The 11056-nt window shown below is 39.7% G+C and carries 13 protein-coding genes; 4 read left to right on the plus strand and 9 right to left on the minus strand.

Going from position 1 to position 11056, the window contains the following annotated elements; genetic code table 11:
* Positions 1-24 precede the first annotated feature (24 nt).
* From dapD to V7654_RS01440, 5 genes are all read right to left on the minus strand, one after another.
* Entirely contained in the window at positions 25-735 is a 711-nt protein-coding gene (gene dapD, locus V7654_RS01420) for a 2,3,4,5-tetrahydropyridine-2,6-dicarboxylate N-acetyltransferase (protein ID WP_207498613.1), read from the minus strand.
* 185 nt (positions 736-920) lie between these two features.
* A complete protein-coding gene (locus V7654_RS01425) occupies positions 921-1814 on the minus strand; it encodes a LysR family transcriptional regulator (protein ID WP_335427901.1) in 894 nt (297 codons plus the stop codon).
* A 92-nt stretch (positions 1815-1906) separates the two neighbouring features.
* Complete coding sequence (locus tag V7654_RS01430; protein WP_335427902.1) at positions 1907-3421, minus strand: MDR family MFS transporter; 1515 nt, start codon at positions 3419-3421, stop codon at positions 1907-1909.
* A gap of 70 nt (positions 3422-3491) precedes the next feature.
* The gene (gene cbpB, locus V7654_RS01435; RefSeq protein WP_335427903.1) at positions 3492-3932 is read right to left on the minus strand and encodes a cyclic-di-AMP-binding protein CbpB; all 441 of its coding nucleotides are present in this window, start codon (positions 3930-3932) and stop codon (positions 3492-3494) included.
* A 431-nt stretch (positions 3933-4363) separates the two neighbouring features.
* Positions 4364-4600: a YkuJ family protein gene (locus V7654_RS01440; protein ID WP_251478007.1), complete on the minus strand. Its 237-nt coding sequence runs from the start codon at positions 4598-4600 to the stop codon at positions 4364-4366.
* 182 nt (positions 4601-4782) lie between these two features.
* Here V7654_RS01440 and V7654_RS01445 point away from each other — a divergent pair, with 182 nt between their 5' ends.
* Positions 4783-5745, plus strand: a complete 963-nt coding sequence (locus V7654_RS01445) for an MBL fold metallo-hydrolase (protein WP_335427904.1) — start codon at positions 4783-4785, stop codon at positions 5743-5745.
* Position 5746: 1 nt separating this feature from the next.
* Complete coding sequence (locus V7654_RS01450; protein WP_335427905.1) at positions 5747-5986, plus strand: glutaredoxin family protein; 240 nt, start codon at positions 5747-5749, stop codon at positions 5984-5986.
* A 139-nt stretch (positions 5987-6125) separates the two neighbouring features.
* Here V7654_RS01450 and V7654_RS01455 read toward each other — a convergent pair whose 3' ends face one another.
* The 3 genes from V7654_RS01455 to V7654_RS01465 all read right to left on the minus strand — a co-directional run bounded on the left by V7654_RS01455 (position 6126) and on the right by V7654_RS01465 (position 8571).
* Positions 6126-6794: a DUF3993 domain-containing protein gene (locus tag V7654_RS01455; RefSeq protein ID WP_335427907.1), complete on the minus strand. Its 669-nt coding sequence runs from the start codon at positions 6792-6794 to the stop codon at positions 6126-6128.
* A gap of 242 nt (positions 6795-7036) precedes the next feature.
* Complete coding sequence (locus V7654_RS01460; RefSeq protein ID WP_335427909.1) at positions 7037-7279, minus strand: hypothetical protein; 243 nt, start codon at positions 7277-7279, stop codon at positions 7037-7039.
* A 74-nt stretch (positions 7280-7353) separates the two neighbouring features.
* A complete protein-coding gene (locus tag V7654_RS01465; RefSeq protein WP_335427910.1) occupies positions 7354-8571 on the minus strand; it encodes an EAL domain-containing protein in 1218 nt (405 codons plus the stop codon).
* A gap of 270 nt (positions 8572-8841) precedes the next feature.
* Here V7654_RS01465 and V7654_RS01470 point away from each other — a divergent pair, with 270 nt between their 5' ends.
* Positions 8842-9645, plus strand: a complete 804-nt coding sequence (locus V7654_RS01470) for a C39 family peptidase (protein ID WP_335427912.1) — start codon at positions 8842-8844, stop codon at positions 9643-9645.
* A gap of 96 nt (positions 9646-9741) precedes the next feature.
* Here the strand turns inward: V7654_RS01470 and V7654_RS01475 are convergent, their stop codons facing one another.
* On the minus strand, positions 9742-9969 hold the full coding sequence (locus V7654_RS01475; protein ID WP_335427913.1) for a hypothetical protein: 228 nt from the start codon (positions 9967-9969) through the stop codon (positions 9742-9744).
* 208 nt (positions 9970-10177) lie between these two features.
* On the opposite strand from V7654_RS01475, the gene V7654_RS01480 reads away from it, so the two are divergent.
* Positions 10178-11056: metallophosphoesterase (locus V7654_RS01480; protein ID WP_335427914.1), on the plus strand; the 879-nt coding region annotated here is incomplete at its 3' end.

An 11056-nucleotide genomic window follows, 5' to 3' on the forward strand; every position in this document is an offset into this window, starting at 1 on the left:
TCATGTATCCACGCTTTCTCGCTTTTATAGCTGGCGAAGCTCCTGCTTGATTTCAGTTTTTGATTTTGTTTTTTCATCAATTTCCTTGATAACGCGAGCAGGTGTTCCAGCAACCACAGTATAAGGAGGCACATCATCAATAACGATTGCACCAGCAGCTACTACTGCTCCCTTACCGACTGTAACTCCTTCAAGGACAACTGCATTTGCTCCAATAACTACATCATCTTCAACTACAACTGGTTTAGCAGAAGGTGGTTCAATAACTCCTGCAAGGACTGATCCTGCTCCTATATGGCAATTCTTGCCCACAGTTGCGCGGCCGCCAAGCACTACGTTCATATCGATCATTGTGCCTTCACCAATCACTGCACCGATATTGATGGAAGCACCCATCATGATAACAGCATTGTCACCAATTTCAACCTGATCCCTGATGATTGCTCCTGGCTCAATACGAGCTTTGATGTTTTTCATGTCCAGCAATGGAATAGCTGAGTTCCTACGATCATTTTCTACAACATAGTCCTCAATTTTTGCCTGATTTGATTCAAGAGCAGGATTGATTTCTGCCCACTCGCCAAAAATGACGCCTGTATTTCCAGTGATGAAGGTTTTTGTGTTAGCCCCAAAGTCGATCCCTTCAAGGTCGCCTTTTACATACACCTTAACTGGTGTTGCTTTTTTGCTATTTTGTATAAACGAAATAATTTCGTTTGCATCCATCATTTTCATATTTCTTACCTCCGATTATGTATTTTTTCAAAGGCTCTTTTCATCAGCATAGAGATAAAAAGCCAATTTATAATTTACACAGCTTAGCATGCAAAAAGTAAGCTGCAAATCATACGAAAAGTGCCACGAAAACTGCTTTTTCTAAAAATTACTTTAACAAACAAAAGTATTGAAAACAAGAAAAACTATTTCACTTTCTTGTTTGAATCAACAATATGTTCCTTGACGATATCGATAAATGCTTGCACCTGCTTTAAATGGAAAGCAGATTCATAGCCAAGAAGCCATGTATCGCGCCCTAATGGCTCATTATTTTCATCATGCAATGGAACTTTGAAGATGTCTTTCTCAGCTCCATTCAACGTTATGGCTGGAAGTATTGCATAACCGATCCCATTGAATGTCATTTGTTTACACGTTTCTATCTGGTCCACGATGATTGTCCTCCGAGGGGCAGTCTGAAATTGTCTTAGCCACCAATCTTGGATTTCCTGATAATAATTCGAGTCACTTTTAAATTGGATGAAAGGCCTGTCTGTCTCGAGTACCTGCTCCGGACTAGTAATTTCAGTATCAACGAGATATAAGCTGTCCTTAAAAAGATGGATTTTAACCCCTTTCCAATCAGGTGTTCCCCGAATAATTCCAATATGGACTTGATCCTCATATAATGCTTTTGAAATCTCGCTGCTCCAGCCTGTGACGAGGGATATTTTCGCTTGTGGGTACCGGTTAACATATTTTTTCAACACCTGTGGAAGCCAGTTCTGTCCGACAATGGAAGCCACCGCAATTTTTAGCGTTCCATACACTTCAGAGTTTAATGCATGGATTGATTCTCGTGCTTTTTCCTCTCTCGAGATTGTTTCATTCACAAATTGAATAACCACCTCTCCAGCCGGTGTTAAAGTGAGACCTTTTTGCGAGCGAAGGAATAATTTAGCACCCCAATCCTTTTCGATTGTCTGAAGTCTTTGCGAGAGGGCTGGCTGCGAAACAAAAAGCCTCTCTGCCGCTTTTCTCATATTCATTTCCTGTGCAAGAACAGATAGAAGGTGAAATTCTGAAATCGAAGACATATTGAAACCTCTTAATAAGTTTTACTTATATTTTATCTAAAATTGTAACATCTTTCATTATAAGTATTAGAAAGATTCAAAAAAACTGCAAATCAAACTGCAGTTTTTTCTTTCTTGGGCAGAAAAAGAATGAACAGCATACTAATAACCGCAAAAACCAAAACAACGAGATACACAGAATGCAATGCATTTGTCAGGGCATTTTGGAGAATCTCTTTTAGTTCTATTGGCAGTTTCATTCTCTCTGACTCGTTTAAAAGGACATTTGCGGTATCAATCGATAAATCCTGGCCTTCGGCACCACTCTTTTTCATGTAACCAATGATACTGCTATTGAGGATGCCGCCAAGCAGGGCGGCTCCGACAGTGTTTCCAAGATTCCTCATAAACATATTGGCGGCTGTTGCAATACCTCTCTGCTGCCATGCTACAGTGCTCTGGATGGAAACGATGAAAGCTGTGCTCGTAAGACCCATTCCAACACCTACTAAAAAGGAACCTGCAGCAGCCCACAATGGACCAGCCTCTGGTGTTAACGTTACAAACATAACACTGCCCAATATTAATGCCACTCCACCAATTAAGGAAGTCGTTCGATATCCTATATTTAAAAGGAGTCTTCCGGCGACCGCAGCTGCTATTGGCCAGCCAATCGACATGGACGTCAGCGTAAACCCAGCTACAATTGGTGAACGTTCCATAACCCCCTGTACAAAAGCAGGCAGAAAACTGGATATGCCAATCAGCATGATCCCTGTTGTAAGAGAGGTCATATTCGCAATAAAAATGGACCGCTCACGCCAAATATTAAAAGGCATCATCGGTTCCTCTGCTCTTTTTTCCTGATAAATAAACAAGAAAAACGACACAATACTGATTCCTGTCAGCCCTATTGTTTTCAAGGATGTCCATGCCCAGTTTGTTCCTGCCTCGACAAGGACAATCATCAATGTGCTGATCGCCACAGTCAGGAGAATTGCACCAGGATAATCAATTTTATGTTTCTTTTTCTCGACATTTTCATGGAGAAATAACCACAGACCGGCGATGGCCAAGATTCCAAGCGGAACATTAATCCAGAATACGTAACGCCAGCTTACATACTCTACAAGCAGGCCTCCCAGTGCTGGTCCAGTGATTGCTGAGATGCCCCAGACACTGGATAGGTAGCCCTGGATTTTCGCACGTTCTTCCTTTGTATAGATATCTCCTACAATCGTTGTAGCTATTGGTGCTACTGCTCCAGCACCAAACCCCTGGATGAATCGGAATAATATCAGCATTTCCATTGTTTCAGCCATACCGCATAAAATCGAACCAATCAAAAAGATGATAATTCCAAATGTTAAAATTGGCTTCCGGCCAAATAAATCGGATAATTTCCCATATATAAGGACTGTAACGGCATTCATCAAAAGATACGCTGAGAAAACCCAGCTGTACAAAGCGAACCCGCCAAGTTCCCCTACAATAGCTGGCATGGCAGTTGAAATGATTGTTCCTTCAATCGCCCCCATAAACATGGCAAGCATAACTGTGACCAAAACGAGCGGTCGTTTTGTCTGCCGTTTATGCGTTTTCTGCTTTGTATTTACTGCTTGTCCCATACCATCCTTCACCTCTGTCCGAATAAAAAATTCAGCCCCCGAGGACGGGAGCTGGAACATGCCCTACTTTTTATTTAGGCTTTCTTACCTGTTTAGATAATTGAAGCAAAACGGTCCGCCTAGTCAGGATTCCCTCAAAAATACCGGATTCATCTTCAATACAAAGAAAAGGATGATCGACAAGAAGATCTAAAGAGGACTTTAGAGTTGAGTGGATGCTGATTCTTGGAATTTTCTTATTCATGGCTTCTTCGACCCGTCTTTTTTCTAGCTGTTCAAATTCAATTCTCTCGAGTCCAAGTATTGAATCCATAATGATTGGTGTGCTAATCAGGCCCAGGAGGCGATAGTGGGGGTCCAGGACTGGGATTGCGGTATAACCGCTCTTGGTTAAAACAAGAAGAGCATGCTCTAAGCTGTTGCCAATTTGCACATGGGCAACGCGTTCAGAAGGAATCATTAAATCTTTAATGTTTATTTCTAAAAACTCTCCGCTGTGAAGACTAATCATGGCGAAAACTCCCTAAAATGGATTTCTTTCTACTCCATTTTATCATAATTCATTTGCAGACGCTTTCAATTAGTTTGCACTAAGGAAATGATATTTATCAAAAGAATGTCTAGATAAGTGAGTAATTGCTTTTGTTATACTTGTTGCATGATTTTTTGAAGACCATTCGTACTCTGTTTATAAGCCGGAATGTGTTTTATTTCCCTTCTTATAACCATTCACATTTTGTTTTGACTCGTGGAATGGTCTTTAAAGCTCTTCTTATAACCTTTCGTACTCTGTTTTCACTCTTGAATGGTGTTTATAACCTTCTTATAACCCTACGCACTCTTTTTTCACTATACACTTTATTGAAACTTCCCATTATTTATCAGGCTTACGAAATAGAAAAAAAAAAAGGAACCAGCAAGGTTCCTTTTTTATGGGTAATATTATTGAATTAGATCGAAAATCTCGATCGTAATCATATCAATATTGTCGAACTGGTATTTCTTTGGCTTTTCTTTTTCATTATATATTTCCAATTCGTATGTTTCAGTTTTTGGATGGTATGTAACCTGGCATTTGCGCTCACCGTTTACTTCAAAAAAGCGTTGTGCAGGTTCCCCTCCATTTGACTGCTCTTGCAGATTCTTTAAGCGTGTGATGATTCCTTGAAGCTGTGACATTGCTCCGTCTCCTTTCAAAGCGAAAACCAATTATCTATCAATAGGTTTCTCAATTGGCATATTTATATCCATGTAAAATGATTTCAGAATATTCTATACTTTATTCTTTACATGTCAATATTAACAGAATAAAATATTGTAAGGCGTTGTACAAGTAAAAGCTACGCGAAAGGAGTGTTTTTTTGAAAAAACCTGCTAGGTTATCCGAAAATATCTATCTAATTGATGATTTTGATTTAAGCATGACTGAACGCACCGGTACCTATGTGCTTTTAGAAGAGAAAATAACGCTAATAGAAACTTCTGCCAGTCCTTCGATACCATATATTTTAGAGGGGCTGGAAGCACTTGGAGTTACTCCTGCGGACATTGCTTACATAATTGTTACTCATATCCATCTCGATCATGCTGGAGGAGCTGGACTGCTGCTAGAGCATTGCCCCCATGCAAAAGTGATTGTCCATCCAAAAGGAGCAAGACATTTAGCAGACCCATCGAGGTTGATTGCGGGAGCTAAAGCTGTGTACGGAGAAAAATTTACCGAGCTATTCGATCCAATTCTCGAAATACCTGAAGACCGGATCATCATTAAGGGTGATGGTGATACATTGGCTATAGGAGAAAAATTGACACTGCAGTTCTTTGATACTCCTGGGCATGCAAATCACCATTTCAGCATTCATCACCAGGCAACTAATGGAATATTCAGTGGCGACACTGCGGGCATCTATTATCCGCAAATTCACCGAGAAGGCATAGAGTTCTATCTTCCATCCACTTCTCCAAATCAGTTCGACCCAGAAAAAATGCTTCAGTCGATAACAAAGTACAAGGAACTGGGAATCGAACGAATTTATTTTGGTCATTATGGAATGTCAGAAAATCCTGCTGAAGCCTTCCAGCAAGTAGAGTACTGGCTGGGAATTTTCTTAGCGGAAGCAAAACAAGTTGTTTCTACTTGCGCGGGCACGGCACATCAGGTCGAGGCAGTTACTAATAGGCTCTTTGATAAAATAAAAGATTATTTGACTAACCAGGGCTTGGCAGATAATCATCCTATATTTGAACTGCTGTATTTGGATATTAACGTGAGTTCGATGGGATTGGTCCATTATTTAGAAAAAGATTCAGGAGGAAGCCGTTAATATGAAGGACATCATCGTCTACACACAGAACGAATGCCCACCATGCAAAATTATTAAAATGTTCCTGAACGAATATGGTTTTTCTTATTCAGAAAAAAACATTCATGAGGATGAAAAAAGCAGGCAGGAGCTGACGGAAATTTACGGTTCCTACTCTACACCTACAATCATTGTTGGCAGCGAAGTCATTATCGGCTTTGACCTTGAAAAGATAAAGCAGGTATTGAATATTAACGAATAAGTCTCTCTTCCTACAATAAAAGAGGTGCCTCCTGGCACCTCTTTATTGTAGACAAACTCGATGATGATTCAGTTTGTCCTACAGTTTTTTCAATTTAGAGTCTGCTAGATCCATCCAGTCTGCTGCTTTCCGAGCCAATTTATAATAAGCCAAATAACAGCGTTTTGCTTTCATTTCCAAACATAACCCCTAATTCCATGAAGGTTTTAAACGACGAAAAATTCGGACCGAAGACAAGAGTATTAGCAGTTTGTTTTTTATCTAAGTTTACTTTTGATACTTCCTTCTTTTTCGCTTTTTCCGGATAGGCCTTATTAATGACCTCCTCAGGAATCTTCTCATACATATAATCTGCTACCTTCCAGCCACTCTTTTCCTTTACTATTTTCAAGCCTTCATAATGGCTGTCATAGCTTACTGGACCTTCGCCATTCCCAGGGAAATATTCAAGAACATAAATTTCATCTTTCATATCAACCACTTTTGTTTTTTCAGAGAAGGCGTAAAACGGAATGTAGTAAGGGGCAAAATCTGTTCCATAAGTCTGGTATTGATTTTCCTGCCCAACCACATTTTCTTTTATAAACAATGACTTATAGTCTTCTGTAAAATACGGTTCAAGGATACCCTCAATTTCGTCCATTGTCCTTCCCTGCTCACTCAAGGAAACCTGTGCTTCGAACGCCTCCCCGAGGAATTCAAATACTTGCTCTCTGTCCATTGAATCAGCTTGGGCATACGTGCTTAAAGGAACTACCGATATTAGAATTGAAAAAAATAACAATAATAGCCATGATCGCTTGTCCATTTTCCCTTCCCCTTTCTTCAGGACTGTAAATATCATTTTACCAACATTTTCCCTAGAGGATTACGTAATTCATTCGCAAAATAACAGCATCTTATGACATAAAATATGCTTCTTAGTTTCAATTTACCCTTAAAAAAATCGAACTAACGCAAAAGTCAAAAAAATTGTAATAAAAGCGGTTTTTTCGTCAATGCTTCAGTAAAGCAATTCCAACTTTATAAAAAAAAACCCCCATAAGGAGGTTAATATCTTGCCGTTGTTACCGCGAAGTAAACAACGAACAGCAATGCGATGGAAAGGACTATGATATATGTCAGGAATACCGGATTGCGAATATAGGCGTGTTCCTGGACGGCTCCTGGAATCTGTGAGTCCAGATTGGCTTCTGACCTTTTCTGTGCCTTGCCAAATGACCAGGTATAGAAAAGACCTGCAACAAGAACTCCTGCCCCCGCCAATAGCAACATTGTTGTAAAAAAGCTCATGTTAATCCCCCTTTGAGAAGGCTGTATATATATAAATTGTGCTATTTCCGCATTGCTATTCGTCTCTTATCTTGTCAAAATAACCCTTCTTTTTGAGACAAGTATGCTGAGCTTAAATCGACGAACAAAAATTCCGTTTCGTTTAATGGCAATGAAAACGTCCGAATTACCTCACCCGTTTCAATATCGCTGTAACGATCAGATAAAATCCCCTTTTTCCCGGTCCTCATCCGGATAATGTTTTCAAGGAAATAGGGCCGCCAGCTCCAATTTTTATCCAGATATTCTGGCTGAAGCAACCATTTCTCCCCTGCTTTATATAAATTTGGAGACTTTTGAAAACCATCTTCATCACAAATATACATTCTAAAAGCCTTCCCATCCAGGCTTTTACCAAGTGACATCAATAATTCACTGCTATTGTGGATTTTTTTATTACGGCTAATTAAATCCTGAAATTTTGAATTCAATGCGCTTCTCAAGTCAAAGAAAGATTGCAGCCTTTTCTTTTCGGATAAAATAAAGCCATGAATTTCTTTTTTCAATTTTTCCTTCAAAATAGTCCGGCTGACTAACGCTTCATACGGTTTTTGAAGATAAAATCCCTGATAAAACCTGCCGCCGTTTTTCCAGGCAAATTGCAATTGATACGTCGTTTCAATATTTTCAAACAACAAAGTAGCACCAATTTTCCGGGCAAGAATCGATAAGGAATGAAGGACATCAAGGTAGGCTGAGCCTGCTGAATTCGAACGCAATGAGGACATATCGATTTTTAGGATTTCGGGTTCAAGATCTGCGATCCGGTCCAGATGGTTGCTTTCGTTCCCAACCTTATCGATGGCGATTTTGATCCCATAAGATTTGTAATAACTTAATAAATGCTCAATATGGCTATTTTCCTTTCCATATTTCCGATCAGATATTTCAAGGACGATTTGGTCTGGGTGGATGCCTTTTTCTTTGAAACTAAGAATAAGCTGTAAAAATTGTTCTCCGCCATCAAGCATCAACAACTCGGCATCGCGGTTTACAAACCACATGACATCATCTTTTTCCGATAGAGAAGCGATTTCAAGGGCCTTTGTCAAAACCGTATTATCGACTTCAATCCGATACTCTTCAGGAATATTTTCATCAAGAAAAAAAGGGCCCAAACTAATTGTTTCTTTCTCGCTTTTATATCTCCCTAAAATCTCATAACCAACAATCCGATGCTCTTCCGCATTAAAAATAGGCTGAAAATAAGGAATGACATTATCAAGGTCAGTCAAAATATCAAGCGCGTCCATAAAATCAACTCCTCCCCCATCAGAAAAGCACTCCAGTTATCTTGTAAGACCGATTTGTAAATAAAAATTAAGCCGAAAATTTCACTAGTTTATGTAAAGCAAAAATTCATTTTTTTATCAAGATATCGGTTAATCTGTTCCATTAATGTGATATGAATGATTTTACCATATTATGAGTAATCCCTCAGTAACACTGTTTCCATTTTCCTCATGTAATAAAAGCAGTCGATAAACCAAAACTAACATTAGAGCTTATGGAAGGATGATGACATGAAAGCATGGCATTTCATTGGCATTCTTCTTCCATTGCTTGGATGCAGCCACGGCTCGCCCGCCGAAAATGATGTGCAGACGCTAAATACTGAAGCTCCAAATGTTATTACGGACAGTCCTAAGCCAATTCAAAAACGGGAGACCCAAAAAACATTAAAAGATATAAACGTAAAGCAAGAAACAAAACATCATCCACGATTTAAAGATAAAACGTTGATGAACGTTCCCTTAATTAGGCAAAACCCTGAATTAAAGTACGGTTGTGAAGTAACCAGCCTTGCGATGATGCTTAAATATGCCGGCTCAGACACAAGTAAGATGAAATTATTCAGGGAAATAAAGAAGGATCCTGACCCGTTAAAAAGATCCTCAAGAGGAGATATCTTAAGCTGGGGCAATCCTGCTGAAGGTTTTGTAGGAGACATGACTGGAAGGCATGCAGGCTATGCTGTTTTTGACAAACCAATGGTGGATTTGATCAATCGTTATCTTCCAGGCCGGGCAGTAAATTTGACCGGCAAAAATTTTGACGAGGTTCTTACACATGTTTCTGAGGGCTATCCTGTAGTAATCTGGACTACAGGTGATTATAGGATGCCAGATCGATGGGAATCATGGACACATGGCAATGAGGTCATAAAAACCCCGCTCGACTTGCACGCAGTCGTCCTGGTAGGGTATGAGGGCAATACTGTCTATTTAAACGACCCTTTATCTGGCAGGAAACAAGTCCCTGTAAATAAACAAGGTTTTATTGGCACCTGGAAAGCCATGCAATCCAGAGCCGTTAGCTATAAATGATTTTCATGATAAGGCTGGATAATCTTCCGGCCTTGTCTTTTTACTTAATCCTAATAAAAAACGCTAATGAGAAATTTTCTTTCAGTATTATCAATGTTAATCATTCTTCCTGCCTTTTTTCACAAGCGATTCATGCAGCTTCGAAATCGAACGCACGATTGTCCTTTTTTTATTGAACCCTTTTGCCGATACTGAAAGTCCATTAAATTCTGCCACTGCATTTCCCCATGTACCTAAATTGGAAAAACCGTAAATAAATACTTTAATATACCCATTTTTAGCTGGTATAAAAATTATCTCCATTCGCAAATCATAATCCTTCATAACACCATCACCTCTGATAAATTAAAGCTTCCCTTGATTTTTCCTTGGAAACTGACTTGTTATATTTCCTTTCTCTTCCCTTCTCAGAGAAAATAAAAACCCTAGTATACCAGTCTTCATGGTGATATTCCCTAAAATGGTACTTCTAATTTCCAGTTTTGTTTGCTAGTATAATAGAGAAAATTTGGAGATAGGTTGGTAATAATGCATGGCTGAAAAAGTGACTCGGAGGACGTTTATAAAGAGGGCATTTCGTAGTTTCCTCGCTGTAGCCGCTTCCGGCACAGGGGGCTACTTCTATGCGCGTGAAGTGGAACCACGCATGCTTGATATAACAAGACACAAGATTAATAATGTTCATTTGCCCGCTGGGTTTGATGGAGTCAAAATCATTCAATTCAGCGACACACATATTGGTTTCCAGTATACGGTGGAACAACTTGAGAAATTAATCACCAGAATAAATAACATTAAACCTGACATCATTTTTTTTACTGGAGATTTACTTGATGATCCCCGCCATTTCACAGAAATCAATACGATCATCACCATGCTAAGCAAGCTGAATGCGCCGCTCGGGAAGTTTGCTGTTTATGGAAACCATGATCATGGAGGTTACGGGTCGGATTTATATAAACAAATCATGGAGCAATCTGGATTCAACCTTTTGTTAAATACATCTGCCACTGTTAAGCTTCTCGATGGAAGCACGCTTAAGATTGCCGGGATTGACGATGCCATGCTTGGCAAACCTGATCTCGCCGCCGCAATGGGAGAAATACCTCAAAATTCTTTCACCATCCTCTTATCTCATGCGCCAGATAAAGCAGATGAAGCCGTAAGGTATCCCATTCAATTGCAGCTTAGCGGCCACAGCCATGGGGGGCAAATCCAAATCCCGTTTTACGGTCCATTGGTAACGCCGCCTTTCGCGGAAAAATACATTGAAGGCTTTTATACTATTGGAGATAAAAATCCATTGACGCTGTATGTAAATCGCGGGCTCGGAACGACTAGACTTCCTTTCCGATTCTTGTCCCAGCCCGAACTGGCACTATTCACCCTATACCATAAGAAAAGCGCAAGC

Source organism: Bacillus sp. JJ1609 (assembly GCF_036967045.1).
Taxonomy (GTDB): Bacteria; Bacillota; Bacilli; order Bacillales; family Cytobacillaceae; genus Mesobacillus.

What these genes read in the sequence shown, in the direction of transcription:
- V7654_RS01475 (WP_335427913.1), bottom strand. Translation starts at nt 9,969, where the DNA reads ATGAAGGATTATGATTTGCGAATGGAGATAATTTTTATACCAGCTAAA.
- dapD (WP_207498613.1), bottom strand. Translation starts at nt 735, where the DNA reads ATGAAAATGATGGATGCAAACGAAATTATTTCGTTTATACAAAATAGC.
- V7654_RS01430 (WP_335427902.1), bottom strand. Translation starts at nt 3,421, where the DNA reads ATGGGACAAGCAGTAAATACAAAGCAGAAAACGCATAAACGGCAGACA.
- V7654_RS01440 (WP_251478007.1), bottom strand. Translation starts at nt 4,600, where the DNA reads ATGTCACAGCTTCAAGGAATCATCACACGCTTAAAGAATCTGCAAGAG.
- V7654_RS01455 (WP_335427907.1), bottom strand. Translation starts at nt 6,794, where the DNA reads ATGGACAAGCGATCATGGCTATTATTGTTATTTTTTTCAATTCTAATA.
- V7654_RS01450 (WP_335427905.1), top strand. Translation starts at nt 5,747, where the DNA reads ATGAAGGACATCATCGTCTACACACAGAACGAATGCCCACCATGCAAA.
- V7654_RS01425 (WP_335427901.1), bottom strand. Translation starts at nt 1,814, where the DNA reads ATGTCTTCGATTTCAGAATTTCACCTTCTATCTGTTCTTGCACAGGAA.
- cbpB (WP_335427903.1), bottom strand. Translation starts at nt 3,932, where the DNA reads ATGATTAGTCTTCACAGCGGAGAGTTTTTAGAAATAAACATTAAAGAT.
- V7654_RS01460 (WP_335427909.1), bottom strand. Translation starts at nt 7,279, where the DNA reads ATGAGCTTTTTTACAACAATGTTGCTATTGGCGGGGGCAGGAGTTCTT.
- V7654_RS01465 (WP_335427910.1), bottom strand. Translation starts at nt 8,571, where the DNA reads ATGGACGCGCTTGATATTTTGACTGACCTTGATAATGTCATTCCTTAT.
- V7654_RS01470 (WP_335427912.1), top strand. Translation starts at nt 8,842, where the DNA reads ATGAAAGCATGGCATTTCATTGGCATTCTTCTTCCATTGCTTGGATGC.